Origin of the sequence: Actinomycetospora succinea (assembly GCF_004363095.1) — a bacterium.
GTDB lineage: Bacteria > Actinomycetota > Actinomycetes > Mycobacteriales > Pseudonocardiaceae > Actinomycetospora > Actinomycetospora succinea.
The window spans coordinates 697,077-722,266 of sequence record NZ_SNYO01000002.1 but is presented as its reverse complement, the minus strand read 5'-3'; the positions used below and the strand labels follow the sequence as shown (position 1 = coordinate 722,266).

The following is a 25,190-nucleotide window of genomic DNA, read 5'->3' as shown; positions in this document are numbered from 1 at the left end:
ACCACGATGAGCCTCGAGGCGGCACGACGGCAGGGGGAACGGGATCGTGACGAGCACCAGCCCGGCGGTACGCGCGCCGCTCGGCGCCGTCGCCGACCCGGTGCGGCTGCTGCGGTCCTGGAGGCCCGGCGAGGGCTCCTGGTTCTCGGGCCCGCAGGGCGCGCTGCTCACCCGCGGCACCCGCACCCGGCTGCCCTCCGGTGACGCCGACGCGGTGCTGCGCCACCTGCGGGGTCTGCGCGGCGGGCCCACGCTCGCCGTCGGCGCCCTGCCCTTCGACCCCACCGCGCCCGCCCACCTCGTGGTGCCCGAGCACGTCGAGCGCGCCGACCCCCTCGGCGCCGTCCTCGTCGCCGGCCCGGGCGGCGCGCCCGTGTCCGGCACCGCCCACGCCGTCCCCGCCCCGGCGGTCTACGAGAAGATGGTCGCCGAGGCGCTGGCGCGGATGGAGACCGGCGCGCTGGACAAGGTCGTGCTCGCCCGCGCGCTCGAGGTCGTCGCCGACGGGCCGGTCGACCCGGTGCCGATGCTGCGCGAGCTGGCGCGGCGCGACCCCCGTAGCTACCTGTTCGCCGTCGACCTGCCCGCCGACCGGCCCGGGGCGGCGCGCACGCTGCTCGGCGCCAGCCCGGAGCTGCTGCTCTCCCGGCGGGGCACGACCGTGACCGCGAACCCCCTCGCCGGCTCGGCCGCCCGCTCGTCCGACCCCGACGAGGACCGGCGCCGCGGCGAGGAGCTGCTCGCCTCCGCCAAGGACCGCCACGAGCACGCGCTCGTCGTCGCCGACGTCGTCGAGCGGCTGCGCCCTGTCGTCGACGACCTCGAGGTGCCCGACGGCCCGTGCCTCGTGCGCACCCCGACCCTGTGGCACCTGTCCACCACCGTGCGCGCGCCGGCCACCGACCCGGACGCGTCCGCGCTGCACCTGGCCCAGGCCCTGCACCCGACGCCCGCGGTCTGCGGGGTGCCGCGGCCCGCCGCGCACGCCGCGATCACCGAGATCGAGCCGTTCGACCGCGGCTTCTACACCGGCGCGGTGGGGTGGACCGATGCGCGCGGCGACGGCGAGTGGGTCATGGCCCTGCGCTGCGGCGAGGTCCAGGGCGACCGGGTCCGGCTCTGGGCGGGTGCAGGCATCGTGCCCGCCTCGCGCCCGGCCGACGAGCTCGCCGAGACCGCGGTCAAGCTGCGCACGCTGCTCGACGCGCTGGGGCTCGACGAGGGGTGAGCACCTGGGACGAGGTCCGCGCGGGACGCGAGCTGCTCCGCGACGACGACCTGCTCGTCCTCGACAAGCCTGCGGGCTGGTCGGTGATGGGGGAGCGCCACGACACCGACCTGGTCCGCCTCGCCGCCGACGCCGGCGAGAAGCTCTGGCCCGCCCATCGCATCGACAAGGTGACCTCGGGGATCGTGCTCTTCGCGCGCCGCCTCGAGGCGCACGGCGACCTCACCCGCCAGTTCAACGACCGCACCGTCGCGAAGACCTACCTCGCCGTCGCGTCCGGCACCGGGCTGCCCGAGCGGGGCACGATCGAGCTCCCGCTCTCGGTCGGCCGCAAGAACCGGGTGCGCATCGCCGCGCCGCGCGAGGCGATCACCTGCGTCGACGGGGTGTGGACGGTCCCCGACGACGCCGTCCTGCCCGGCGACACCTACCCGTCGACGACGACGTTCGAGGTCCTCCGGCGCGGCGACGACCGGACGCTGCTGGCGGTGACGCCGACGACGGGACGCCGCCACCAGATCCGCGTGCACCTCGCCTGGATCGGCCACGCGCTCGTCGGCGACCCGCTGTTCACCAAGAATCCCGAGACGCGCACGGGCCTGCACGCCTGGCGCCTCGCGTTCACGGGTCCCGACGGCGTCCGCCACGACCTCGAGGCGGCGCCGGGCGAGGACTTCGAGGCCCTGTGCCCTCCGGGCACGTGAGCACTGTGGACGGCTATAGCCGTTCAAAGTGCTCACATGCCGGAGGCACCTAGGCCAGCGCCTCGGCCAGGTTCCCGATCGTCAGCCGCATCTCGTCGGGCGTGACCTCGCGGATGCGCGCGAGCAGGTCGGGGTCGGTCAGCTGCGCCCAGTCGTGGTAGTGCGTGACGACGGTGCGGTCGTCGGTGTCGGACTCGAGCTCCCAGCCCCAGATGTGGCCCGACGGCTGCTGGCCGACGCGCGCCGGCATCCACGCGAGCGCGCGGTCGGGCTCGTAGCGCACGACGTGGTTCTCGACGCGGTAGCGGCCCCGGTCCGGGTGGTCCATCTCCATGACGAACACGTCGCCGACCTCGGTGATCGCGAGGTGGGTGTGCGAGGCGTGGACCGTGCCGCTGCCGTCGAGGTCGGGGTGCCGGTCGGGGTCGGCGAGGAGGGCGAAGACCCGCTCGACCGGGGCGTCGAGGGTGTCGGTCACCGAGATGCGCGTGTCGCTCACCGCGCGATCGTCCCAGGGGTGGTCGTGGTCGGCCCGCGCGCGGGGTACTCCGGGCGCATGACGGCGGAGATCACCCTGCACCGGGGCGACATCACGCAGGCCGAGGTCGACGCGGTCGTCAACGCCGCGAACTCCGGGCTCCTCGGCGGCGGCGGTGTCGACGGCGCGATCCACCGCGCGGGCGGGCCCGCCATCCTCGAGGCCTGCCGGGAGCTGCGGCGCACCACGCTGCCCGACGGCCTGCCGACCGGTCAGGCGGTCGCGACGACGGCGGGCGATCTCCCCGCGCAGTGGGTGATCCACACCGTCGGCCCGGTGTACGCGAAGTCCGAGGACCGCTCGGAGCTCCTGGCCTCGGCGTACCGGGAGTCGCTGCGGGTCGCCGACGAGCTCGGCGCGCGGACCGTCGCCTTCCCCGCGGTGTCGGCCGGCGTGTACGGATGGCCGCTCGGCGACGCCGCCCGGATCGCGGTGTCGACGGTGCGGACCACCGGGAGTGCGGTGCGGGAGGCGCGCTTCGTCCTCTTCAGCGACGAGGTCTACGACGCCTTCGCCCGAGCGGACGAATCGAGTGGGTGAAACGTCCCACCTCTCGAACCCGCTGTGCGCATGACGTTCCAGACCCACAGAGGTTGTGCGCCGAACCGGTTCCGGTGACGTGCCCCTGAGCACCGCGAACGGTGCGTGACTCCGCGGTCACTGCCTCGTTGTGCCGTTCGGATCTCGCGGTGTGGGAGCCGCGGACGCGAGCGAGGGGCAGGACGCCGATGGCGGGCAGGCATCGCAGGGGGGCGCAGCGCGGGGTGTCGTCCGGCCGGATCGCGGTCTCGGTGGCCACGATCGGTCTGGGGGCGCTCCAGCTGGGCGGGGTCGCGCTCGCCGCGCCGGCGGGCAGCGCCGATGGCGTCGGCGGCACGCCGTGCACCGACGCGCGGATCAAGGCGTGCGTCGACCTCTCGGAGAACCGGGCGTGGCTGCTCGACGGCGACGGCAACGTCACCTACGGGCCGGTGAAGAACAGCCACGGCGCCGAGGGCTACGAGACACCGACCGGCGACTTCGTGATCCAGCGCAAGGAGAAGGACCACGTGAGCCAGGAGTACGAGGGCTCGCCGATGCCGTACGCGGTGTTCTTCGACAACAACGGCCGCGCCTTCCACGGCGGCGCCACCGACCGCGAGTCCGCGGGCTGCGTGCGCCTGGGCAAGGAGGACGCGAAGCGCTTCTTCGAGCACCTCAACCCGAACGACCGGGTCCAGATCGTCGAGTAGCGGCCCGGTGACGGTCGTGGCCGGGCGCGGCGGGCGAGGGGCATCCGAGGGGGGTGCCCCTCGCCCGGCCGGTTCGCTAGGCCCGGCGACGCAGCACGAGCGCCACCGCCCCGCCGACGACGACCACGGCGATCACGACGAACACCCAGGCGGGCACGCCGCCCCCGGAGCTGTCGGGACCGGCCGCGGCGGCCGGTGACGGGGGCGCGGTGGGCGCGGCGCCGTCGTGCTGGTGGCCCGAGGCCTGGCCCGCGGGCGGGGCGGCGGCCGTGCCGGCCGGGGCCGACGGCGTCGTCAGGTCGAACGTCACCGACCCGGTCGTCGGGTGGCCGTCGCTCGAGATGATCCGATAGCCGACCTCGTAGCGACCGGCCTGCGGCAGCGGGCCCACCGGGACCGACACGACGCTGCCCTGCGTCGTGGCCTGGCCCTGCTCGTGGTGGGCGCCGTCGGGGCCGACCACCGTGAGGGTGGACAGCTGGCCCTGCGGGTTGTCGCTGAAGGTCACCGACACCTGCGTCGGCGCCGTCGGGACGGTCGAGCCGTCGGCCGGGTCGCTGCCCGTGACGACGTCGTGCGCGCTCGCCGTGCCCGCGGTGAAGAGCAGCGCGGAGAGGGCGAGCAGGCCGGTCAGGAGCGCGGCGAGGACGCCGCGCGGGCGGGTGCGGGCGGACGGGGTCCGCGATGGGGGCATGGGGGTGTCCTTCCGTGTCGGGTGTCGTCGCGGTCGTGCGCGGCGACGGGGGACCCCGACGCGGGTGGAGGGTGACGGCGGCGCGTCGTTCCCGCGGGGCGCGGGCGGGCGCCGGCGGGACGACCGCCTGGGGGGTACTCGGGGCGGGCGGGCCGCCGAGGCGGCGGACCCACACGGCGACCCGGCGACGCACGGCGCGGGCGAGCGCCCGGTCGGCCTGGGCGAGGCCACCGGCGACGAGCACGGCGACCGCCAGGTGCGCGACGAGCATCGCCGACCCGTGCGTGTCGGGGGCGGCGTGCATCGCGTGGTGGTCGTGGCCGCCCGACGGCAGCGCCAGGTGCAGGGCGAGCTGCCCGGCGGCGAGGACACCCGCGAGTCGGATGGTCGCCTGCGGCCGTGCCCCGAGCGCGGCCGTGACGGCGACGACCACGAGCCCCACCGCGAGCGCCGTCGGGCTCGCCGCGACGACGCCGCCGGCCTCCCCGTGCGCGGCGACCCCGAGGACCGCGGCGCAGGCACCGAGCAGCACGGCACGCGCCGGCGTCGCTCGGTCGGGGGTCACGGGCCTCCACGGTAGCCCCGCGCCCGCGGTGCCCAGTCCCGGACGCCAGGTGAGCGGAATTCGCGGTCATAGCCGGGAATTTCGCTCACATGGCGCGCAGGAACGCCGCGATCTCCGCGACCGCGGCCAGCGAGGTGCGCGGGGTCAGGCCGCCGGTGGCGACGTAGCCGTGCGCGGCGCCCAGGTAGCGGGTGTGGCGCACCGGGACGTCGGCGGCGTCGAGCGCCTCGACGAAGCGCTCGCCGTGGTCGCGCAACGGGTCGTGGTCGGCGGTCTGCACGAGCGCGGGCGGGAGCCCGGTGAGGTCGGCGCGCAGCGGCGAGGCGTAGGGGTGCGTGCCGTCGGCGTCGCCGAGGTAGAGCGCGTGGAAGCCGCGGATGTCGGCGGCCGACAGGATCGGGGCCACCGGGATCTCGCGCTCCGAGGGCAGCACGTCGACCATCTCCACGCCCGGGTACACGAGCGCCTGGGCGGCGATCGCCGGGGCGTCGAGGCCGTCGCGTCTCCGGTCGCGGGCCATGAGGCACACGACGGTGGCGAGGTTGCCGCCGGCGCTGTCGCCCATCACCGCGAGACGCGCGGGGTCGACGCCGAAGCGGCCGGGCTCGGCGGCCAGCGCGGCGACGGCGTCGTAGCAGTCCTGCGCCGGGATCGGGAAGCGGTGCTCGGGGGCGAGGCGGTAGTCGACCGAGACGACGACGGCCGACGCCGCGCGTGCCACGTGGGCGCAGAACCACTCGGACTGGTCGAGGTCGCCCTGCACGAACCCGCCGCCGTGGAAGTTGACGACGACGCGGGCCGGCACGTCGCACGACGGCGGCCGGTAGACGCGCACAGCGAGTCCCGCGGGAACCGCCGCCGTCGCCAGCGCCGTCTCCTCGACGACGACGTCGCGGGGCGGCGTGCCGATCACCGCCCGGCCGAGCGCACCGTGCTGCAGGCGCAGGACGGCGGCCCGGGCGGCGGGGACGTCGGCGGGGTCGAGGTGGGCGACCGACCCGCCGAGCCATCGACGGGTGGTGCCCACGACACGCAGACCGAGGGGGAGGCGCACGCCTCACACCTTGGCGGTGACCTCCACGTCGATGTTGCCGCGGGTCGCCTTCGAGTACGGGCAGAGCTCGTGCGCCCGGGCGACGAGCTGGTCGGCGGTCTCCTGGTCGGCGCCCGGGACCGTCGCGGTGATCCAGACCTGGAGCCCGAAGCTGCCGGCGTCGGGCCCGATCCCGACCCGCGCCTCGACGCTCGTGGAGTCGATGTCGACCTTCGCCTGGCCCCCGGCGAGCTTGAGCGCCTGGTGGAAGCACGCGGCGTAGCCGGCGGCGAAGAGCTGCTCGGGGTTGGTGCCCCCGCCCGGCCCGCCGAGCTCCTTCGGCATGGTCATGGCCTCGTCGATGACGCCGTCCGAGCTGCGGACGTGCCCGTTGCGGGCGTCCCCCGACGACGTGGCCTCGGCGGTGTACTTGATGTCCATACGACCCGGCGTACCCGCGATGGGCGGAGCCCACGTGAGTGTTCTGGGTCGCCCTGGCGACCCAGAACACTCACGAGGCCGAAGGCCATGACGGCGCCCGCTTCCCCAGGAACGCCGCGATGCCCTCGCGCCCCTCGGGGGACAGCCCGCGCTCGCCGATGCTCGCGGCCTCCGCGTCGAGGTGGGCGTCGGTGAGCACGCCGTTGGCCTGCCGGACGAGCCGCTTGGTGGCGGCCAGGGCGGCGGGCGGCCCGGCGGCGATCTGCTCGGCGACGGCGTCGGTCGCCAGGCGCAGGGCGTCGTCGTCGACGACCCGGGACGCGAGCCCGGCCCCGAGCGCCTCGGCGGCGCCCATCGGCCGGTTGGTGAGGAACAGCTCCATCGCCCGCGCCCGTCCGACCGCCGCGGGCAGCGTGGCCGTCATGCCGCCGTCGGGGGTCAGCCCGATCGCGGTGTACGCCGGGCGGATGCGGGCGCCCTCGCCGAGCACGATGACGTCCCCGCACAGGGCGAGCGAGAGCCCGATGCCCGCCGCCCAGCCGTTCACCCCGACGACGACGGGCGCCGCGAGGTCGAGCAGCGCTCGCTCGCCGGCGTGGATCGCGTCGGCGAGCTCGGTGAGGCTGCGGTCGGGTTCGGCGGCGAAGCCGGAGATGTCGCCGCCGACACAGAAGTTCGCGCCCTCGGCGACGATCTCGACGCACCGGGCCTCCGTCGCCGGCCCGGTCAGCGCCGCGAGGAACTGCCGCCCGAAGGCGTGGTCGACGGCGTTGTGACGCTCCGGGCTCGTGAACACCAGCCGGCAGACGCCGGCCTCCTGCTCCACGCGGATCCGTTCGGGGTCGCTCACCGGAACTCCTCCCTCTCGTGCGGCACGGCCGCCGGGATGCTGCCACGCTCGGGCCGCCCCCATCGGCCGAGATCATCGAGGACGTCGACGTGCCCGACCTGCACATCCCCGCGTCCGCGGGCAGCCACCAGTCCGCGTACCTCGCGCTCCCCGCCGTCGGCGACGGCCCGTTCCCCGGCGTCGTGGTCCTGCAGGACGCCTTCGGGGTGGGAGAGAACATCAAGGACCACGCGGACCGGCTCGCCTCGGCGGGCTACGTCGCCGTCGCGCCGGCGATCTACACCGCGCGCGGTGGCGGCCCGCGCTGCGTGGCGGCGACGCTGAAGGCGATGAACTCCGGTGAGGGTCCGGTGTTCGACGACATCGAGGCGGCGCGCGAGTGGCTCGCCGGCCGCGAGGACTGCACGGGGAAGGTCGGCGTCATCGGGTTCTGCCAGGGCGGCACGTTCGCGCTGCTCTCGGCGGCGCGCCACGACTACGCCGCCGCGGCCCCGAACTACGGCATGGTCCCGGAGGACACGGCCGACCTCGCCGGCATCTGCCCGGTGGTCGCCAGCTTCGGCGGCCGGGACTCGATGCTGCGCGGGCACCCCGAGCGCCTCGAGGCGGCGCTGACCGGGTCCGGGGTCGACCACGACGTGAAGACCTACCCCGAGGCCGGCCACAGCTTCTTCGAGCGCTTCCCGGCCAACGGCCTGCTCGTGCGCTTCGCCGGCGCGGGCTTCCACCGGCCCAGCGCGGAGGACGCCTGGGGGCGCATCCTGCGCTTCTTCGAGACGCACCTGAAGGACGCCGCATGAGCGAGCCGCTCGAGAGCTACCTGATCGACATGGACGGGGTGCTCGTCCACGAGGAGAACGCCCTGCCGGGCGCCGACGAGTTCATCCGCCGGCTCGACGAGGCGGGCAAGCGCTTCCTCGTCCTGACCAACAACTCCATCTACACCCCGCGCGACCTGCAGGCGCGCCTGCACGCGAGCGGCATCGACATCCCGGCGCAGAACCTGTGGACCTCGGCCCTGGCCACCGCGCAGTTCCTCGACTCGCAGCGGCCCGACGGCAGCGCGTTCGTCGTCGGCGAGGCCGGGCTGACCACCGCCCTGCACGACGTCGGCTACATCCTCACCGACCGCGACCCCGACTACGTCGTCATCGGCGAGACCCGCACCTACTCGTTCGAGGCGATCACGCGGGCGATCCGGCTCATCGAGGACGGCGCGCGCTACATCGTCACCAACCCCGACGCGACCGGGCCGTCGCCGGAGGGGACGCTGCCCGCGGCCGGGTCCGTCGCCGCGCTCATCACCCACGCCACGCGCCGCGACCCGTACTTCGTCGGGAAGCCGAACCCGCTGATGATCCGGGCGGGCCTCAACACCATCGGCGCGCACTCCGAGACCACGGCGATGATCGGCGACCGGATGGACACCGACATGGTCGCGGGCATGGAGGCCGGGCTGCACACGATCCTGGTGCTCTCGGGGGTCACCGACCCCACCGAGATGGACCGCTTCCCGTACCGCCCGCAGCAGGTCGTGCAGAGCGTCGCGGACCTCGAGGTAGGCGTGCGCGGGTGACCGGGTACCTGCTCGACATGCCGGAAGACTTCGAGGACCTGCCGTCCACCCTGCAGCGCTCGCCCGAGAGCGCGCGGAAGACGTACGCGGAGGCGAAGGAATCCGCGGAGGAGACCTACGGCAAGGGCGAGCGCGCCAGCCGTACGGCGTACTCGGCGCTGAAGCACACGCACGAGAAGGTGGGCGACCACTGGGAGCAGAAGGAGGAGAAGGGCCCCTCCGACTCCCGGGCGCGCAGCGGCGGCCAGGACCCGGGCGGTTCGAGTGCCGGTGGTGTGGACGCCAACGCCAGCAAGGAGCACCTGTACGAGAAGGCCCAGCAGCTGGACATCGAGGGCCGGTCCGACATGACCAAGGACGAGCTCGTCGACGCCCTGCAGAAGGAGAGCGACCGCGAGACGCGCAGGGCGCGGGGTGACTGAGCAGCCCACCGTCGCGCCCCCCGGCGCGCGTCCCGCGCTCGGCTGGCTCGAGCTCGTCGTCGGGGCGCTCGCCTACGTCGTCCTGCAGCTCGCCCTGTTCGTCGCGATCGGCCTGCTCTCCGAGGGCACGCCGCCCGCGCCGCTGCTGGTGGCCGTGTCCGCCGCGTCCGCGCTCGGCGCGGTGGCGATCGCGCTGTCCCTGCGGGTGCGCTCGGCGGCGGCCGTCGGTCTCGTGCACCCGACCCTGCGCGGGATCGGGCTCGGCGTCGGCGTGGGCGTGCTGGTGTGGCTCGCGTCGCGCGTCCTGATCGTCGTCTACGTCGCGCTGACCGGAGACCGCTCCGACCCGCAGGAAGCGCTGACGCTGTTCAGCGGCCCCGTCGCGGCGGCGCTCGTCGTCGCGATCGGCGGCCTGCTGGTGCCGCTCGGCGAGGAGCTGCTGTTCCGGGGGCTGGGCTACGGCGTGCTGCGCCGGGTCGGGCGCGTGTTCGCGGTGATCGTCACCGCGGCCGTCTTCGCGCTCGCGCACGGTCTCAATGTCGTGTTCGCGGCGGCGTTCGTGCTCGGCGTCGTCAACGCCGTGCTCTACGAGCGCACGGGGTCGATCTGGCCGCCCGTGGCGACCCACGCGACGTTCAACCTGATCTCGTTCGCCCTGGTCCTGGCGGTCGGGAGCCAGACCTAGTTCTTCTGCTCGGTCGGCCGCACGAGCACCTCGTTGACGGCGGTGCGGGCCGGGCGGGTGACCATGTAGACCACGGCGTCGGCGATGTCGTCGGCGTGGAGAAGCCCCAGTTCGGAGGCCTGCGAGGCGTCGGGCTTGTTGTCGTCGCCGGTGTTGGTCAGCTCGGTGTCGACCAGGCCCGGCTCGACGAGCCCGACGCGCACGTGCTGCTCGGCGAGCTCCTGGCGCAGCGCCTCGGAGAACGCGCCGACGGCGTGCTTGGTGGCCGCGTAGACGTTGCTGCCGGGCCCGGTCACGCTCCGCCCGGCGACCGACGAGACGGTCACGACGTCGGCGATCCCGCGGCCGCCCTGCGCGGCCTGCGCGAGGTGGCCGAGCGCCGCGTGGGTGGTCGAGAGCACGCCGTGCAGGTTGACGTCGACCATCTTCTGCCACTCGGCGAGGTCGGCGTCGCGGGCGAGGTCCATCGAGCCGTAGCCGGCGTTGTTGACGAGCACGTCCACGCCGCCGCGCTGCCGGGCGACCTCGTCGACCGCGCTGCGCACGGCGTCGGCGTCCGCGACGTCGACCTCGTGCACGCTCGCGCCGGTCAGCTCGCCCGCGAGGTCCTCGAGCTTGTCGCGGCGCCGCGCGAAGAGCGCCACGCCGGCGCCCTCGGCGGCGAGCGCGCGGGCGGTCGCCGCCCCGATGCCGCTCGAGGCGCCGGTCACGATCGCCGTGGTCCCGTCCAGTCGTCCTGCCATGCGGGAGGGGTGTCTGCGGCGTCCGGCGGCGAAACGGTGCGCGGTCGTGCTCACAGGGGAGGAGGCGTACTCGCGGGCCCGAGGTGGAACCCGGCCCCGTGACGACTACGACCGACATCGACATCGAGGTCCACGACCCGGCCACCGGCGAGCTCGTGGGACGGGTCCGGCCCGCGGACGCCGGCGAGGTCGACGAGGCCGTCGGCCGGGCCCGCGCGGCCCGTGACGGCTGGGCGCGCACCCCCGCCGCCGACCGCGCCGGGCTCGTCCGGGACGCCGCGGGCGCGCTGCGCGCCGTCGCCGAGGAGCTCGCCCGGCTCAACGAGACCGAGACCGGCCGGCCCTACGACGACGGCCTGGGCGGGGTCCTCGCGGCCGCCGGGACGCTCGAGCAGTACGCCGAGCTCGGGCCGGTGCACCGCGGCCGTTCGCTGCAGGGGTCGTGGTCGGCGACCGACCTCATGGTCCCCGAGCCGCGCGGGGTCGCCGCGGTGATCACGCCGTGGAACGACCCGGTCGCCGTCGCCGCGGGCCTCATCGGCGCCGCGCTCGTCACCGGCAACACCGTCGTGCACAAGCCCAGCGAGCGCTGCCCGCACCTCGGGCGCCGCTTCGCCGAGCTCGTCGCGTCGTTCCTCCCCGAGGGCGTCCTCGAGATCGTCGACGGCGCCGGGCCCACCGGTGCGGCGCTGTGTGGCCACCACGACGTCGACCTCATCGCGCACGTCGGCTCGATCGCCGCGGGCCAGGCCATCCGCCAGGCCGCGGCGGGCACCGGCGCGCACGTCCTGCTCGAGAACGGCGGCAACGACCCGCTGGTGATCGACGCCGGCGTCGATCCGCGCTGGGCCGCCGAGCAGGCCGCGCTCGGGTCGTACGCCAACGGCGGGCAGGTCTGTGTGTCGGTCGAGCGCATCTACGTCGCCGCGTCGGTGGCCGAGCCGTTCCTCGACGCGCTCGCCGAGGAGGCCGGGCGCTGGGTGTACCGGCCGTCGGCGGCGGGCGAGAAGGCGCTTGGCCCGCTCGTCGACCGCCGCCACCGCGAGCACGTGCACAGCCACGTCGCCGCCGCGGTCGCCGACGGCGCCACCGTGCACGCGGGCGGGTTCCTCCCGGACGGCGACGGCGCGTTCTACCCGGCGACCGTGCTGTCCGGGCTGACCCCGGCGATGTCGATCCTGCGCGAGGAGACGTTCGGTCCCGTCGCGCCGGTGCGCGTCGTCGAGGACTTCGCGCAGGGCCTCGCCGAGGCCGCCGACGACCCGCACGGGCTCGCCGCCACCGTGCTGACCGGCGACATGGCGCACGCCCAGCAGGCGTGGCGCGAGCTCCGCGTCGGCAGCGTGAAGATCAACGGGGTGTTCGGCGGCGCGCCGGGCGGCGCGGCCCAGCCCCGCGGGACGTCGGGCACCGGGTTCGGCTACGGGCCGGAGCTCCTCGACGAGATGACCACCACGAAGGTCGTCCACTGGTCCCCGCTGCCGTAGCGGCCCCGCCCCGGACGAACGAACGGCGCTCTCGCTGCTTGCGAAGCAGCGAGAGCGCCGTTCGTTTCTCGTCGGCCTCGGCGACCGGAGCACCGCCCTGCTCCGCGCCGCACTACGTGAGCGATCTTCCCGGCTATACCCGGGAAAATCGCTCACATGGGGTCAGCGCATCAGCGCCACGAGGTCGCCCGGGAGCTGCTCGAGGGTGCGGTCGACCTGGTCGTCGGGGAGCCACTCGCGCAGGAGCCGCAGGACCTGCTCCACCTGCGCCTCGACCTTCTCGGCGTCGACGGACGTCACGTGCCCGCTGACCGCGTCGACGAACGCGTCCTTGCCCACCGCGCGGGCCGCGTCGTCCTTCGGTCGCTGGGCACGCAGCTCCGCGGAGAGCTCCGGCGGCAGGCTGATCGTGAGCTCCTGGGCGAGGCCGCTGCTGAGGGCCTTGCCGAGCTCGTTGAGCGTGCTGCGGACGAGGACCTCGGCCTCCGACGGCGTCTCGAGCCCGAGACGCCGCTGGACCTGACCGCTGAACGCGGCGAGGGTCTGGCTGGAGTTCGCGGGATTCGGGTCGTTCGGGTTCTCGTCGCCCTGGATCGGCGGTGTCGTCATGGGTCCTGGGCACCCGTTCACCCCGGCGCGTCAAACCCCTCCTGCTCCGCGCGCCGCAGCCCCTCGGTCCAGCGCGCCCGGCGCTCGTCGTCGGACTGCTCCCACCACGCCGTGCCCCGTTCGCCCAGCGCGGTCTTCGCGGCGTGCACCCGGGCGCGGGCCGCCTTCTCGCCCTCGCCGGTCTTCTTGGCGGTCCCCACGTCCCGGCGCGCCGCCATCAGCCAGCGCCGCAGGACGGCCGCGTCGTGCTCGGGGATCAGCGGATCGGTCGCCCGCCAGCGCCGGCCGTCGACGACGATGTACCGCCCGTCGTCGGTGTGCTCGACCACTACACCGCCACCGCCCGCAGCCGCCGGGCCGCCGCGAGCACCTCGTCAGGGCCGATCGCCAGGCACTCCTGGCCGAACGGGCACACGAGCTGGCGGCACGGCGCGCACGACACCGGCCGCGTGAGCACTTCGGCGCGGGTGGTGCGCGGCCGGTACTGGTCGACGGTCTCGGTGCCGGCGAACAGCTCGACGACGGGCGCGCCCACGGCGTCGGCGAGGTGCACGCCGCCCGAGTTGTTGGCGACGACGACCTCGGCCCCGGCGAGCAGCGCGGCCAGGTCGCCGAGCCCGAGCCCGCCCGCCAGCGGCACCCCGACGTCGCCCGCGACCGCCTCCACCAGGTCGCGCTCGCGCTCGGTCCCGCTGACCACCACCGTCAGCCCGTCCTCGGCGAGCCCCCGGACGACGGCTGCGAACCGCTCGGCGGGCCAGCGCCGCGACGGGCAGCTCGCCCCCGGCGCCACGACGGCGTAGCGCGCACCGACCACCGCCAGGGGCGTCGCGGCGTCCTCGGGGACGCGGACCCGCAGCGCCGTCCCCCGCGACGGCACACCGACGGCCGCGAGCAGGCCGAGCATGCGGTCGACCTGGTGCTCCTCGTCCGGCGGCGACGGCACCCAGTGGGTGAGCAGGCCCCCGCCGAACTCCTTCGACAGCCCGACGCGCACCGGGATCCCGGCCCGCCGGGCGACCTCGGCGGCGGGCCACGGCGACTGGGAGAACGACGTCAGCACGACCGCGGCGTCGTACCCGCGCTCCGCCAGCTCGGCGACCAGCGCGGCGTCCGGATCGTCGCCCGGGACGAGGTCGAGCTGCTGCCACGACACGGACGCGGTGACGACGCCGTCGACCTCGGGCAGCAGGTCGGCGGCGGCCGCGCCGGCGGGGGAGGCGAGCAGGTCGAGGCGCGCCGCCGGCGCCGCGGCGCGCAGGGCGCGGAAGACGGGCCCGGTCATGAGGACGTCGCCGACGTTGTCGGGGCGCACGACGAGGATGCGGCGCGCGGCGGCCCAGTCGGGGTCACCCTGTCCCGGGCGGTGCGCGGCGGGATGGCGGAGGTCCACGGCCGCGTGTACCCGGACCTCCTGGCAGGCTCACCCGGGTGTCGTGGTTCCACGCGAGGCCCGTGGCCCGCGACGTCTGGCTGGTCGCCGAGCCGGGGCACGTCAACTCGTGGCTGGTCGCCGGGCGCGACCGCGCGGTGCTCGTCGACAGCGGTCTCGGCATCGCCCCGATCCGCCCTGTCGTGGCGGCGCTGACCGACCGGCCGATCGACGTCCTGCACACCCACGCGCACTTCGACCACGTCGGCGGCGACGCCGAGTTCGACCGGGTCGCGATCCACCCCGCCGGCGTCGCCGAGCTCCGCGCGGGCGCCGACCCCGCCGAGCGCGCCCGCTACCTGGCCTACACCCGCCGCATGCTCGCCGCGGCAGGGCGGTACCGGGCACTGGACCACGAGTTCTTCCACCTGCTCTCCGCCGACTCCGACCCGCGCCCGCTGCCCCCGGACGTCGACGCGACGTGGGCGCCCGGCCCGGCGCCGGAGCCCGATCTGCTGACCGACGGCGACGAGATCGACCTCGGCGGGCGCACCCTGCGCGTGCTGCACACCCCCGGCCACACGCCCGACTCCGTCTGCTTCCTCGACGAGCACGACGGCCTGCTGCTCGCCGGCGACACGGTCAACACCGGCCCGATCTACGCGCAGGCCCCGGAGTCCGACCTGGCGGCGTTCGCGGCCTCCACCGCCCGCCTCGCCGAGCTCGACGTCCGCCTGGTGCTCATGGCGCACTTCGGGCGCGGGGTGGCCGAAGGGCACCACGTCCGCGAGGTCGCCGACGCCTTCGCCCGGCTGCGCGCCGGCGACGCGGTCGTGCGCCCGGCGCGGGACTGCGACGACGACCCGGTGCGCGAGGCCGTCTTCGACGCCTGCTCGATCTACGTGCCGGCGGACGGCTGATGCGCTGGGAGCTCCCCGACGGCGTCGAGGTGCTCGTCGAGGAGCCCCGCCTCGCCGTGGCGCGGCGCGCGGTCGCGGCCCGCGCGGACCTCGAGGCGCGGGCGCTGCGGTTCCTGCGCGGCTGGTTGCACGACGGGTTCGAGCCCGACCGGGGCGGGTTCGAGCTCGTCACGCTCGAGGTCACGTCGTCGCGGGAGGAGGGCGCCGACGTCGTGCTGCGCTTCGTCTTCACCCTCGCCGCCGACCCGCACGAGTACGGCTACACCTGGTTCGAGGTGCTGCTCGACGAACAGGACGCGCCGCTCGACCCCTGGTGGCCGGTGGGGATGCGCCTCGGGTTCTGGTGAGGGGCCATCCGGGTAACGCCGCCCGGTGACACGCCTCCGCGTCGCGCTCGTGCACGGGCGCGCCGATCCCGCCCACGACGGGGTCGCCGACTACACGGTGCACCTCGCCGACGCGCTCGACCGCCAGGGCGTCGACGTCGTCGACGTCCCGGTCGACCCCGGTCCGCTCGGGCTGGTGCGGGCGGCGCTCTACCTGCGGGCGAGCCGCGCCGACGTCGCACACGTGCAGTTCGCCCCGTCGGCGTTCGGCTTCTCGGGCGCGCCGGGGCTGCTCGGTGACCTCGCGGGGATGCCACTGGTGACGACGGTGCACGAGTACGGGTGGTGGTCGTGCGCGCCGCGGGTGCCGGACGCGGTGTGGACGTTCCTCGAGCGCCGCCGCCTCGCCGACCGCGAGACCGGTCGCCTCGTCCCGCGCAGCGCCGCGGTGCTGACGACCAACGGCGACCACGCCGCGACCCTGCGGGAGCGCTGCGGGGTCGAGGCCCGGCGCGCCCCGCTGCTGCCGAACGTCGAGGTCGACGCCGGCGCGCCGGACCGCGCCACCACCCGCCGCGCGCTCGGTGTCCCCGCCGACGCCGAGCTGGTCGTGTTCTTCGGGTTCGTGCACCCGGTCAAGGGGCTGCGCTACCTCGTCGACGCCGTCGCCCGCCTCGCCGACGAGCACCCGGCGCTGCACCTGCTCGTGCTCGGCGGGTTCACCTCGCTCGCGCTGCCGTCCGACGAGGCGGCGGCGTTCCGCGACGAGCTGACCGCGCACGTCGCCGCCGCCGGCGCGCAGGACCGGGTGACGATCACCGGGCACCGACCCGCCGGCGAGGTCTCCGCCGCGCTGCAGGCCGCCGACGTCGCGGCGTTCCCCTTCACCGCCGGCGCGACCCTCAAGAGCGGGGCCCTGCTCGCGGCCCTGGACCACGGGCTGCCGACGCTGGTCACGCGCCGCTCCGACGCCCCCGACGACCCCGATCTCGTGGACGGCGAGACGGTGGTCGTCGCGCCGGAGGTCCGCGACGTCGACGTGCTCGAGGTCGGTGTGCGCCGCCTCCTGGACGACCAGGACCTGCGCGGTCGCGTCGCCGCGGGCGGGCACGCGTTGGTCCGGGGCCACGACTGGGACGCGCTCGCGGCGTCGCACGTGGCCACGTACCGGGAGGTGGCGCGGTGAGGATCCTCGTCGTCGACCTGCTGGGCGGACTCGGCGACCTGATCATGGTGCTGCCGAGCGTCCACGCGCTCGCCGACGCCCACCCCGGCGCTGATCTCACCGTGCTCACCCACGCGCCCGGCGCCCCGCTGCTCGCGCACGACCCCGCCGTCACCGCGGTCCGCACCGCCGAGAAGCACGACGAGCGCGCGGCCGTCGAGGCGGCGCTCGCCGACCTCGCCCCCGATCTCGTCGTGACGACGACGCGCTTCGACGGCATCGGCGAGCTGGTCGACGCCGACGCCCAGGCCCGCGGCATCCGGGCGGTGTCGAACCTGTGGCGCCGCCCGCCGGCGGACGAGAAGGTGGGCGAGCGCTACCAGCGGATCCTCGCCGCCGAGGGCGTCATCGCCGACGCCGTCCGGCCGCCCCGCGTCGTCCTCACCGACGCCGAGCGCTCGGCCGGACGCGAGTCCCTGGTGCGAGCGATGCGGCATCGCTGGCGCTCATCGCCAGGATCGCCACATGCTCGCTCGCGCGACACGCCGACCGTCCTCGTCCCCGACGCCGGCATGGCCGTCAAGCGCTGGCCCGCGCGTCGCTGGGCCGCGCTCGCCGCGAGCCTCCCCGGTCCCGTGCTCTCGGTCGGCCCGGTCGACGGCGCCGCCGAGCTCCCGCCCACCGACCTCCGCGGCCTGGCGTCCCTGTTCGCCGCGGTCGGCGAGGCGGGCGGCGTCGTCGTCGGACCCGACACCGGTCCGGTGCGCCTGGCCGCGGCCGTCGGCGCGCGCACCGTCGCCCTGTTCGGACCGACCGCGGCGTCGCGCTACGGCCTCGAGGAGGGCACCAACCTGCAGGGCCTCCCGGAGTGCCCGCACCGCATGCCCACCGCGATCACCGAGCAGGTCTGCTGGTGGGAGGCACGCTGCCCGCTCGCGAGCGAGCCCGCGTGTCTCCTCGATCTCCCCGTCGACCGGGTACGGGAGCAGGTCGTCGCCGGCGGGTAGAAACGAGGACATGCGCTACCTCGACCTCCCGACGGCCAAGAAGTGGTCCGCGATCGGCCTGGGCACCTGGCAGTTCGGGTCCCGCGAGTGGGGCTACGGCGCCGACTACGCGCAGGGCCCGGACAGCGAGGCGTCGCGGATCGTCGCCCGCGCGCTCGAGCTCGGCGTCACGGTGTTCGACACCGCCGAGGCCTACGGCTTCGGGCGCAGCGAGCGCATCCTCGGCGAGGCCCTCGACCGCGCGGACGCCGACCCGCAGACCACCGTCGTCGCCACCAAGATCTTCCCGGTGCTGCCCGTCGACCAGGTCGTCGTGCAGCGCGGCACGTCCAGCGCGGCCCGGCTGCGCCGCAAGATCGACCTGTACCAGGTGCACCAGCCCAACCCGGTGATCGGCGACACCACGACCATGGCCGGCATGCGGACGCTGCAGGCCGCGGGCGTCGTCGACGAGGTCGGCGTCAGCAACTACGGCCTCGACCGCTGGCAGGGCGCCGAGACCGCGCTCGGCACGCAGGTGATCTCCAACCAGGTCGAGTACAGCCTCGTCGCCCGCGAGCCCGACCGCGACCTGCTGCCCTACGCCCGCACCGCCGGGCGCGGGATCCTGGCCTACAGCCCGCTCGCCCAGGGCCTGCTGTCGGGCAAGTACGACGCCGACCACCGTCCGGAGAACTTCGTGCGCTCGTTGCGCCCGGTGTTCCTGCCCGAGAGCCTGCGCCGGATCACCCCGCTGATCGAGACGCTGCGCGCGGTCGCCGACGCCCACGACGCGACGCCCTCGCAGATCGCGCTGGCGTGGACCATCCACCAGCCGGTCGTCGTCGCGATCCCCGGCGCGTCCAGCGTCGCCCAGCTCGAGAGCAACTGCGCCGCCGCCGAGATCACCCTCGCCGACGACGAGTACACCGCGCTCACCGCGGCCGCGGAGTCGTTCACGCCGGTGTCGGGGTTCTCGGCGCTCGCCGGCATCGCCCGCGCACAGATCGGCGCCGGTCGCTAGAGCTGCGCCAGCATCGTCCGGTTGCGCGTGCCGGTCTTGCGCAGCAGCGAGCCCACGTGCTTCTCGACGGTCTTCGCCGAGATGGCGAGGGCGCGGGCGATCTGGCGGTCGGTGAAGCCCCGCGCGACGAGCGTGCGCACCTCGCGCTCGCGCGGGGTGATCGCCGACGCCCCGGTGGTGCGGGACGGTGCGGCGAGGCGTTCGAGCTGGTCGTCGGCGAGCAGGGTCTCGCCGCGTCCGGCGGCGCTGACGACGGCGACGAGCCGGGTGTCGTCCGCGTCCGGGTCGACGCAGCCCTTGACGCCCGCGCCGACGGCGACCCGGAGCCGCTCGTCGGGGCAGTCGCCCGCGAGGAGCACGACGGCGGGCGGGTCGGGCAGCGCGGCGAGGCGCTCGAGCATGGCGAGGAGGTCGTCGCCGAGCAGGTCGTGCTCGACGACGAGCACGTCGGGACCCAACAGGCGGCAGGTGCCGACGAGGTCGTCGGCGCCGTCGACCTCCGACACCATCCCGAGCCCCGGCGCCCCGAGCTGCAGCAGGCGCACGACGCCCGCGCGCACCACCGGGCGGACCGCGGCGACGAGCACGCCGGTCCGCGTGCGGCCGGGGACGGGCGGGGGTGCCGACGAGCAGGGCAGCGTCAGGCGCAGGCGGGTGCCGCGGCCGGGCGCGCTGTCGATCTCGAGCTCGCCGTCGAAGCGCCGCGCGCGGGCGGCCATGGCGCGCAGTCCGAGGCGGGCGCCCGCGGTGGCGTCCTGACGCTGGGCATTCTCGGCGGTGTCGAACCCGCACCCGTCGTCCTCGACGAGCACGGTCAGCGTCCCGGGGCCGTGCAGCACCCCGACCCGCACGCACTCCGCGCCTGCGTGCACCGCGGCGTTGAGCAGCGCCTCCTGGGTCATGCGGAAGACCTCGTCGGCGATCTCGTCGGGGATGCTCCCGGCGCCGACGGTGACCAGGTCCGCGCGGGTGGGCGCATAGGCCTCGACCCAGTCGAGCTCCTGGCGCACGGCCTGCTCGAGCGTGCGGCCGGCGAGGACACCGCTGTCGGCGAGCGCGAGGGCGGCGTAGTCGGCGAAGAGCTCGGCGAGGTGCACGTCGGCGTCGGAGAAGCCGCCGTCGCGTCCCGCGGTGGCGAGGCAGGCGCCGACGATGCGGGGACCGCGCCGCACCGGCACGGCGAGGACCGCGCCGTCGAGCACCGGGTCGCCGGACGCGAGGAGCCGGGCGACGACGTCGTCGGGCGCCGTCCCGTCGCCGGCGACGACGGACCACGACCGGGCGGCCTGGTCGATGCGCACCACCCAGCCGGTGCCGCCGGTGAGCGTGCCGAGGTGGTCGGCGAGGCGGCTGAGCAGGGGATCGGTGTCGACGGGGCGGGACGCGGGGTGGGACGTGGCGGACCGCGGCGGCGTGCCAGCCCCCGGCATCACCGGGAGCGTGTCCCACGCTGCTGCTGCGGTCACCGGCAGTCCTCCTCGACGTCGGACACATGATGCATACAAGATGCATCGATGTGGTGAGAGTAGGGTCACGCGAACTCGACGGCAAGGGCGGTGCGGTGACGGGGATCAGCGGGCTCTCCGCGAAGGAACGCGCGTACCGCGACACGAAGGCCCGGATCCTCGACGGATCGCTGCCCGGTGGTGATCTCATCACCGAGGGGCAGGTCGCGGACACGCTGGCGATGAGTCGTACGCCCGTCCGAGAGGCGTTCCTGCGGCTGGAGGCCGAGGGGCTGCTCCGGTTGTTCCCCAAGCGCGGCGCACTCGTCGTCGCGGTCTCCCCCAGTGAGGTGGAGGCCGTCCTCGAGGCGCGGGAGCTCGTCGAGGGCCACGCGCTCACCAAGCTCTGTGCCGCGCCCGAGGCGGACCGCGCCGTCGTGGCCGGCGCGCTGCACGCCGTGCTCGACATCCAGCGGGCCGCGCTCGCCGCCGGCGACGAGCAGGCGTTCGCCGAGGCCGACCGCCGCTTCCACATCACGCTCGTCGAGAGCGTGCACAACCCGATCCTGCTCGAGCTCTACGCGTCACTGCGCGACCGCCAGCTGCGCATGAACCTCGGCTCGCTGGAGAAGGGGCCGACGCGGCCGCAGGCGATCCTCGCCCAGCACGAGGCGATCGTCGACGCGCTCGGGATCGGCGACGCCGAGCAGGCGCGCGCCCGGCTGCGGGTGCACCTCGACGCCACGCGCGTGTCGGTCGTCGGTCGTTAGCCGCCGACGCGACGACCCCTCCCGCTCCTCCGTCGCGGGACGGGCAGTCGCCGGCGGCGGCGTGGGCCGTTGAGGCAGGTCCGAGCGGTGTAGGGGAGATCCCCCATGCCCGGGGGTGGGGACAGTCCCCGTGGTCCGGGACGGAGCCGAGTACCTAGCGTCCTGCGCGCCGGGCAGCAGCTCGGCCGCCCCGCCCGACCGTGCACCACGGAGCCCGGTCGGGCGCGGGGCGACCACCCCCTGGCCCTGACCGGAGGTCCCGCATGCCCGGACTGACCCTCGCCGACGCCCGTCGGATGCTCGACGCCGGGCTCGCGGAGGCCGACAAGATCGGCCAGCCCATGAACGTCGCGATCCTCGACGCCGGCGGTCACCTGGTCGCGTTCGCCCGCCAGGACGGCGCCATCCGCGCGAGCATCGACATCGCCCAGCGCAAGGCGTCGACGTCGATCCTCATGGAGGCCCCGACCGCGGCCCTCATGTCCCTGGTCCAGCCGGGCGCCGAGCTCTACGGCCTCGAGCAGACCGCCGGCGGGCTGGTCGTGTTCGGCGGGGGCGTCCCCGTGTACCGCGACGGCGACCTGGTCGGCGCCGTCGGCGTCAGCGCCGGTTCCGCCGAGCAGGACGTGCAGGTCGCCGAGGCGGCGGCCGCCGCGATCAAGGCCTGAGCTCCACCCCCTCGCCGATCGATCCCCGCCAGGAGCAGACACCCGTGTCCCGTCCCGCAGGACAGTCCGTCTCACCCCTCACCCGTGAGCTCGTCGGCGAGTTCGCCGGCACCTTCATCCTGATCATCTTCGGCACCGCCTCGGTGGCGCAGATGGTCGTGTCCGGCGGCGACGCCGGCGACTGGGCCACCCTGACCTGGGGCTGGGTCGCCGGCCTGATCATGGGCATCTACGTGGCCGGCCGCCTCGGCGCGGGCCACCTGAACCCGGCGGTCACGATCGCCATGGCGGTCTACCGCAACCTGCCCTGGCGCAGCGTCCTGCCCTACATCGTCGCGCAGACCCTCGGGGCGTTCCTCGCCGCGCTGGTGACCCGCGGCGTGTACTCGTCGGGCATCGCCGAGGTCGACCCCGGCCTCACCACCGCGTCGCAGACGATCTTCTCGACGCTGCCGAACCACGGCATCGGCACCGCGTTCTTCGACCAGGTCGTCGGCACCGCGCTGCTCGTGTTCGTGCTGTTCGCGCTGATCGCGACCCTGCAGGGCGCGGCCGGCCAGCTGCTCCCGCTGATGGTCGGCTTCCTGCTGCTCGGCATCGGCTTCGCCTGGGGCACCAACGCCGGCTACGCGATCAACCCCGCCCGTGACTTCGGCCCGCGCCTGGCCCAGTGGCTCACCGGCTACGACGGCGCCTGGGGCACGGCCGACGGCACGCCCTACTGGTGGCTGCCCATCGTCGCGCCGATCGTCGGCGCGCTCATCGGTGGCGGCCTGTACGTGCTGATCATCGAGCGTCTCGAGGTGCCCGCCGAGGTCGACTCGCCGGCGCCCGCCCCGACGCCCGAGTCCGCCGAGGCCGGCGTCAACGCCGACCCCCGCCACCCGATCACGGCCGCCGACGTCGTCGTCCCCGACGCGTCCGCCACCTCGAAGGAGGCCAACCGATGACCACCGCGAACACCGACCTCACCGCCGCGGACTACCCGCTGTCGGTCAACCGCCCGGACCTGCTGCACACGCCCACCGGCAAGACCCTCGACGACCTCACGATGGACGCCGTCGTCGCCGGGGACATCACGGCCGAGGACCTGCGCATCAGCCCGGACACGCTCAAGCTGCAGGGCCAGCTGGCCGCCGCGGCCGGCCGGCGCCAGCTCGCCGACAACTTCACCCGCGCCTCGGAGATGACCGCCATCCCCGACGCCGAGGTGCTCGACATGTACAACTCGCTGCGCCCGAACGCCTCGAGCGCGGCCCAGCTCGAGGAGCTCGCGTCCCGGCTGGAGAACACCTACTCGGCCACCACGTGCGCCGCCCTCGTCCGCGAGGCCGCGCAGGTCTACGCGGCCCGCAACCTGCTCGCCGAGGAGGCCTGAGATGACCGCGGTAGAACCCCGCTCGGACAGCACCGTGCGGACGTCCAAGCGCACCGAGATCCTCGAGGCCCGTCCGGTCAACCTGGACGGCTTCGTCGAGGAGTGGCCCGAGAAGGGCCTCGTCGCGATGGAGTCCGACTTCGACCCGCAGCCCAGCGTGCGCGTCGAGGACGGCCGGATCGTCGAGCTCGACGGCCGGACGCGCGACCAGTTCGACTTCATGGACACGTTCATCGCCGACCACGCGATCGACGTCGACACCTGCGAGGCCGCCATGGCGACCGAGTCGGTGGAGATCGCGCGGATGATCGTCGACCCGCGGACCTCCCGCGCCGACGTGGTCGCGCTCGGCCGCGGCCTCACGCCCGCCAAGATCCTCGACGTCGTCAAGCTGATGAACGTCGTCGAGATCATGATGGGCATCCAGAAGACCCGCTCGCGACGCACGCCGGCCAACCAGGCCCACTCGACGAGCGCGAAGGACAACCCGATCCAGGTCGCGGCCGACGCGGCCGAGGGCGCGGTGCGCGGGTTCGCCGAGCTGGAGACCACCCTCGGCGTCGTGCGGTACGCCCCGCTGGTGGCGATCGGCCTGCAGGTCGGCGGCCAGGTGGGGCGCGGCGGCACCCTCACCCAGTGCGCGCTCGAGGAGGCCACCGAGCTCGACCTCGGCATGCGCGGCATCACCGCCTACGCCGAGACGATCTCGATCTACGGCACCGAGTCGGTGTTCGTCGACGGCGACGACACCCCGTGGTCGAAGGCGTTCCTGGCCTCGGCCTACGCCTCGCGCGGCATCAAGATGCGCTTCACCTCGGGCACCGGCTCCGAGGTGCAGATGGGCAACGCCGAAGGGCGCTCCATGCTGTACCTGGAGATCCGCTGCATCCTCATGGCCAAGGGCGCCGGGGTGCAGGGCCTGCAGAACGGGTCGATCTCGTGCATCGGCGTGCCCGGCGCGGTGCCCGGCGGCATCCGCGCGGTGGCGGCGGAGAACCTCGTCGCCAGCTGGATGGACCTCGAGTGCGCCTCGGGCAACGACCAGTCGTTCTCGCACTCGCCGATGCGCCGCACCAGCCGGTTGCTGCCGCAGATGCTGCCCGGCACCGACTTCGTGTGCTCCGGGTACTCGGCGGTGCCGAACAAGGACAACATGTTCGCCGGCTCGAACCTCGAGACCGACGACTACGACGACTGGAACGTCATCCAGCGCGACATGCAGGTCGACGGCGGCCTGCGCCACGTGCGCGAGGACGTCATCCTCCAGGTCCGCAACAAGGCCGCCCGTGCGATGCAGGCGCTGTTCGCGGAGCTCGACCTCCCGGCGATCACCGACGAGGAGGTGGAGGCCGCGACCTACGCGAACTCCAGCGACGACTACCCGGACCGCGACGTCCTCGCCGACCTCGAGGGCGCGCGCAGCGTCATGGACCGCGGGATCACCGGCATCGACCTGGTGCGGGTGCTCGAGCGCGCCGGGTTCGGCGACGTCGCCGAGAACTACCTGAAGGTCCTGCGCCAGCGCGTCTCCGGCGACCTGCTGCAGACCGCCGCCGTGCTCGACGCCGGGTTCGTCCCGCGGGCGGCGATCAACGACGCCAACGACTACGCGGGCCCCGGCACCGGATACCGCCTGACCGGCGAGCGGTGGGAAGAGCTCAAGAAGCTCCGCCACGTCACCTCCGCCGAGAACCCCGAGGAGGAGGTCGTATGACCACGACCGAGTCGGTCCGCACGCTCTCGCTCACCGAGATCGGGCCCGCCGAGCGCGGCACCCGTCCCGACGAGGTCGTCATCGCGCTCTCGCCGGCGTTCGGCGACCCGTTCACCAAGACGATCGTCGACGTGCCGCACGCCGAGGTGATCCGCCAGCTGCTGGCGGGCATCGAGGAGCGCGGCGGCTCGGCGCGGGTCATCAAGGTCTACAAGACCGCGGACCTCGCGGCGATCGCGCACTTCGGGGCCAAGCTCTCGGGCTCGGGCATCGCGGTCGGCGTGCTGTCGCGGGGCACCACGGTGCTCCACCAGCGCGACCTCGCGCGGCTGTCGAACCTCGAGCTCTTCCCGCAGGCGCCGTTGCTCGACGCCGAGGTGTTCCGCATGATCGGGGCGAACGCGGCGCAGTACGCCCAGGGCCAGTCGCCCCGGCCGGTGCCGACGCGCAACGACCAGATGGCGCGCCCGCGCTGGCAGGCCAAGGCGGCGCTGCTGCACCTCAAGGAGTTCGACTGCATCGACAAGGACCGCAACGCGGTCGAGGTCGAGCCGGTCATCACCAAGGTCGACTAGCAGGTCCGGGGGAGCGAGGGTCACGCTCGCTGCGTGGGAC

Annotated in this window: 31 protein-coding genes; 21 read left to right on the top strand and 10 right to left on the bottom strand. The window is 74.8% G+C overall.

What is annotated here, in order from left to right; genetic code table 11:
* Positions 1-46: 46 nt before the first annotated feature.
* Together EV188_RS09840 and EV188_RS09835 are read left to right on the top strand one after the other, a co-directional pair.
* Complete coding sequence (locus EV188_RS09840; protein WP_208114092.1) at positions 47-1,228, top strand: isochorismate synthase; 1,182 nt, start codon at positions 47-49, stop codon at positions 1,226-1,228.
* The gene (locus tag EV188_RS09835; protein ID WP_133826030.1) at positions 1,225-1,932 is read left to right on the top strand and encodes an RluA family pseudouridine synthase; all 708 of its coding nucleotides are present in this window, start codon (positions 1,225-1,227) and stop codon (positions 1,930-1,932) included. The genes EV188_RS09840 and EV188_RS09835 overlap by 4 nt, the downstream gene beginning before the upstream one ends.
* A 49-nt stretch (positions 1,933-1,981) precedes the next feature.
* On the opposite strand, the gene EV188_RS09830 is transcribed toward EV188_RS09835, so the two are convergent.
* A complete protein-coding gene (locus EV188_RS09830) occupies positions 1,982-2,431 on the bottom strand; it encodes an SRPBCC domain-containing protein (RefSeq protein WP_133826029.1) in 450 nt (149 codons plus the stop codon).
* A gap of 57 nt (positions 2,432-2,488) precedes the next feature.
* On the opposite strand from EV188_RS09830, the gene EV188_RS09825 reads away from it, so the two are divergent.
* The gene (locus tag EV188_RS09825; protein ID WP_133826353.1) at positions 2,489-3,010 is read left to right on the top strand and encodes an O-acetyl-ADP-ribose deacetylase; all 522 of its coding nucleotides are present in this window, start codon (positions 2,489-2,491) and stop codon (positions 3,008-3,010) included.
* 251 nt (positions 3,011-3,261) lie between these two features.
* On the top strand, positions 3,262-3,702 hold the full coding sequence (locus EV188_RS09820; RefSeq protein ID WP_243741578.1) for a L,D-transpeptidase: 441 nt from the start codon (positions 3,262-3,264) through the stop codon (positions 3,700-3,702).
* A gap of 76 nt (positions 3,703-3,778) precedes the next feature.
* Here EV188_RS09820 and EV188_RS09815 read toward each other — a convergent pair whose 3' ends face one another.
* Positions 3,779-4,396: a copper resistance CopC family protein gene (locus tag EV188_RS09815; RefSeq protein ID WP_133826027.1), complete on the bottom strand. Its 618-nt coding sequence runs from the start codon at positions 4,394-4,396 to the stop codon at positions 3,779-3,781.
* A gap of 64 nt (positions 4,397-4,460) precedes the next feature.
* Here EV188_RS09815 and EV188_RS09810 point away from each other — a divergent pair, with 64 nt between their 5' ends.
* On the top strand, positions 4,461-4,976 hold the full coding sequence (locus EV188_RS09810; protein ID WP_133826026.1) for a hypothetical protein: 516 nt from the start codon (positions 4,461-4,463) through the stop codon (positions 4,974-4,976).
* Positions 4,977-5,046: 70 nt separating this feature from the next.
* On the opposite strand, the gene EV188_RS09805 is transcribed toward EV188_RS09810, so the two are convergent.
* The 3 genes from EV188_RS09805 to EV188_RS09795 all read right to left on the bottom strand — a co-directional run bounded on the left by EV188_RS09805 (position 5,047) and on the right by EV188_RS09795 (position 7,285).
* Positions 5,047-6,015 carry an alpha/beta hydrolase gene (locus EV188_RS09805; RefSeq protein ID WP_133826025.1) on the bottom strand — a complete coding sequence of 323 codons (969 nt, stop codon included), beginning with the start codon at positions 6,013-6,015 and terminating at the stop codon, positions 5,047-5,049.
* A 3-nt stretch (positions 6,016-6,018) separates the two neighbouring features.
* Entirely contained in the window at positions 6,019-6,435 is a 417-nt protein-coding gene (locus EV188_RS09800) for an organic hydroperoxide resistance protein (protein WP_133826024.1), read from the bottom strand.
* A 70-nt stretch (positions 6,436-6,505) separates the two neighbouring features.
* A complete protein-coding gene (locus EV188_RS09795) occupies positions 6,506-7,285 on the bottom strand; it encodes an enoyl-CoA hydratase/isomerase family protein (RefSeq protein WP_166659802.1) in 780 nt (259 codons plus the stop codon).
* An 89-nt stretch (positions 7,286-7,374) separates the two neighbouring features.
* Between EV188_RS09795 and EV188_RS09790 the strand changes: the two genes are divergently transcribed.
* The 4 genes from EV188_RS09790 to EV188_RS09775 are packed head-to-tail and all read left to right on the top strand — an operon-like array spanning position 7,375 to position 9,968.
* Positions 7,375-8,085 (top strand): dienelactone hydrolase family protein, encoded by a 711-nt coding sequence (locus EV188_RS09790; protein WP_208114091.1) that lies wholly within the window; start codon positions 7,375-7,377, stop codon positions 8,083-8,085.
* Complete coding sequence (locus EV188_RS09785; RefSeq protein ID WP_133826022.1) at positions 8,082-8,861, top strand: HAD-IIA family hydrolase; 780 nt, start codon at positions 8,082-8,084, stop codon at positions 8,859-8,861. Before EV188_RS09790 ends, EV188_RS09785 begins: the two co-directional genes overlap by 4 nt.
* 17 nt (positions 8,862-8,878) lie before the next feature.
* Complete coding sequence (locus EV188_RS09780) at positions 8,879-9,283, top strand: ChaB family protein (RefSeq protein WP_133826351.1); 405 nt, start codon at positions 8,879-8,881, stop codon at positions 9,281-9,283.
* A complete protein-coding gene (locus tag EV188_RS09775) occupies positions 9,276-9,968 on the top strand; it encodes a CPBP family intramembrane glutamic endopeptidase (protein WP_133826021.1) in 693 nt (230 codons plus the stop codon). The genes EV188_RS09780 and EV188_RS09775 overlap by 8 nt, the downstream gene beginning before the upstream one ends.
* On the opposite strand, the gene EV188_RS09770 is transcribed toward EV188_RS09775, so the two are convergent.
* On the bottom strand, positions 9,965-10,711 hold the full coding sequence (locus EV188_RS09770) for an SDR family oxidoreductase (RefSeq protein ID WP_133826020.1): 747 nt from the start codon (positions 10,709-10,711) through the stop codon (positions 9,965-9,967). The two genes, EV188_RS09775 and EV188_RS09770, sit on opposite strands and share 4 nt — an antisense overlap.
* Positions 10,712-10,809: 98 nt before the next feature.
* On the opposite strand from EV188_RS09770, the gene EV188_RS09765 reads away from it, so the two are divergent.
* Entirely contained in the window at positions 10,810-12,198 is a 1,389-nt protein-coding gene (locus tag EV188_RS09765) for an aldehyde dehydrogenase family protein (RefSeq protein WP_208114090.1), read from the top strand.
* Between the two features lie 162 nt (positions 12,199-12,360).
* On the opposite strand, the gene EV188_RS09760 is transcribed toward EV188_RS09765, so the two are convergent.
* The 3 genes from EV188_RS09760 to EV188_RS09750 are packed head-to-tail and all read right to left on the bottom strand — an operon-like array spanning position 12,361 to position 14,200.
* Entirely contained in the window at positions 12,361-12,807 is a 447-nt protein-coding gene (locus tag EV188_RS09760) for a DUF2267 domain-containing protein (RefSeq protein WP_133826019.1), read from the bottom strand.
* Positions 12,808-12,824: 17 nt separating this feature from the next.
* Entirely contained in the window at positions 12,825-13,136 is a 312-nt protein-coding gene (locus EV188_RS09755) for a hypothetical protein (protein ID WP_133826018.1), read from the bottom strand.
* On the bottom strand, positions 13,136-14,200 hold the full coding sequence (locus EV188_RS09750) for a glycosyltransferase family 9 protein (RefSeq protein ID WP_133826017.1): 1,065 nt from the start codon (positions 14,198-14,200) through the stop codon (positions 13,136-13,138). The genes EV188_RS09755 and EV188_RS09750 overlap by 1 nt, the downstream gene beginning before the upstream one ends.
* A 38-nt stretch (positions 14,201-14,238) precedes the next feature.
* Between EV188_RS09750 and EV188_RS09745 the strand changes: the two genes are divergently transcribed.
* The 5 genes from EV188_RS09745 to EV188_RS09725 are packed head-to-tail and all read left to right on the top strand — an operon-like array spanning position 14,239 to position 18,600.
* Positions 14,239-15,099, top strand: coding sequence for an MBL fold metallo-hydrolase (locus tag EV188_RS09745; protein WP_133826016.1), 861 nt, complete (start codon positions 14,239-14,241; stop codon positions 15,097-15,099).
* The gene (locus EV188_RS09740) at positions 15,099-15,446 is read left to right on the top strand and encodes a hypothetical protein (protein ID WP_133826015.1); all 348 of its coding nucleotides are present in this window, start codon (positions 15,099-15,101) and stop codon (positions 15,444-15,446) included. Before EV188_RS09745 ends, EV188_RS09740 begins: the two co-directional genes overlap by 1 nt.
* Before the next feature lie 25 nt (positions 15,447-15,471).
* The gene (locus tag EV188_RS09735; protein ID WP_133826014.1) at positions 15,472-16,611 is read left to right on the top strand and encodes a glycosyltransferase family 4 protein; all 1,140 of its coding nucleotides are present in this window, start codon (positions 15,472-15,474) and stop codon (positions 16,609-16,611) included.
* Complete coding sequence (locus EV188_RS09730; RefSeq protein WP_208114089.1) at positions 16,608-17,597, top strand: glycosyltransferase family 9 protein; 990 nt, start codon at positions 16,608-16,610, stop codon at positions 17,595-17,597. The genes EV188_RS09735 and EV188_RS09730 overlap by 4 nt, the downstream gene beginning before the upstream one ends.
* Positions 17,598-17,607: 10 nt before the next feature.
* Positions 17,608-18,600, top strand: a complete 993-nt coding sequence (locus EV188_RS09725) for an aldo/keto reductase (protein ID WP_133826013.1) — start codon at positions 17,608-17,610, stop codon at positions 18,598-18,600.
* Here the strand turns inward: EV188_RS09725 and EV188_RS09720 are convergent.
* On the bottom strand, positions 18,597-20,066 hold the full coding sequence (locus tag EV188_RS09720) for a helix-turn-helix transcriptional regulator (RefSeq protein ID WP_133826012.1): 1,470 nt from the start codon (positions 20,064-20,066) through the stop codon (positions 18,597-18,599). The two genes, EV188_RS09725 and EV188_RS09720, sit on opposite strands and share 4 nt — an antisense overlap.
* Before the next feature lie 95 nt (positions 20,067-20,161).
* Between EV188_RS09720 and EV188_RS09715 the strand changes: the two genes are divergently transcribed.
* The 6 genes from EV188_RS09715 (at position 20,162) to EV188_RS09690 (ending at position 25,150) form a co-directional block, all read left to right on the top strand.
* Positions 20,162-20,815 (top strand): GntR family transcriptional regulator, encoded by a 654-nt coding sequence (locus EV188_RS09715; RefSeq protein WP_243741577.1) that lies wholly within the window; start codon positions 20,162-20,164, stop codon positions 20,813-20,815.
* 263 nt (positions 20,816-21,078) lie between these two features.
* On the top strand, positions 21,079-21,483 hold the full coding sequence (locus EV188_RS09710; protein ID WP_133826011.1) for a GlcG/HbpS family heme-binding protein: 405 nt from the start codon (positions 21,079-21,081) through the stop codon (positions 21,481-21,483).
* Positions 21,484-21,527: 44 nt separating this feature from the next.
* Positions 21,528-22,433, top strand: a complete 906-nt coding sequence (locus EV188_RS09705) for an MIP/aquaporin family protein (RefSeq protein ID WP_133826010.1) — start codon at positions 21,528-21,530, stop codon at positions 22,431-22,433.
* Positions 22,430-22,861: a diol dehydratase small subunit gene (locus EV188_RS09700; protein WP_133826009.1), complete on the top strand. Its 432-nt coding sequence runs from the start codon at positions 22,430-22,432 to the stop codon at positions 22,859-22,861. Before EV188_RS09705 ends, EV188_RS09700 begins: the two co-directional genes overlap by 4 nt.
* Position 22,862: 1 nt before the next feature.
* On the top strand, positions 22,863-24,575 hold the full coding sequence (locus EV188_RS09695) for a propanediol/glycerol family dehydratase large subunit (RefSeq protein ID WP_133826008.1): 1,713 nt from the start codon (positions 22,863-22,865) through the stop codon (positions 24,573-24,575).
* On the top strand, positions 24,572-25,150 hold the full coding sequence (locus EV188_RS09690) for a propanediol/glycerol family dehydratase medium subunit (protein ID WP_133826007.1): 579 nt from the start codon (positions 24,572-24,574) through the stop codon (positions 25,148-25,150). Before EV188_RS09695 ends, EV188_RS09690 begins: the two co-directional genes overlap by 4 nt.
* Positions 25,151-25,190: the final 40 nt, after the last annotated feature.